The sequence below is a fragment of the Leifsonia sp. SIMBA_070 genome (assembly GCF_046534635.1).
Classification (GTDB): domain Bacteria; phylum Actinomycetota; class Actinomycetes; order Actinomycetales; family Microbacteriaceae; genus Leifsonia.
The window spans coordinates 1-253 of the sequence record NZ_JAWRYK010000603.1 but is presented as its reverse complement, the minus strand read 5'-3'; the positions used below and the strand labels follow the sequence as shown (position 1 = coordinate 253).

General features: G+C 69.6%; 1 protein-coding gene. It reads left to right on the top strand.

Translation table 11 applies throughout. The features are described from left to right. On the top strand, positions 1-253 hold a 253-nt coding region (locus tag SB754_RS21635; RefSeq protein ID WP_410784373.1), incomplete at both ends, for a hypothetical protein.

Here is a 253-nt window from a genome sequence, read left to right as displayed (position 1 = left end):
CCGACACGCGCTCTGGCTGGACCAGGGGCGGGTCGCGGGCTACGGCGACGTCTTCGACGTCACCCAGTCCTACCTGGCCTGGCATGAACGCAAGGACGCTCGCGATACGTCCGGCGTCGGGCGCAACAGCAACGCGCCCTACAGGATTCATGCGCTCGAAGTGGGCGAAGGCGAGGGCGATCCCGTGATGGCATGCGGCGAGCCGCTGGACCTGCGCCTGGAGCTGTCTGCGCCGGATGGAAGGCCCCCGGTC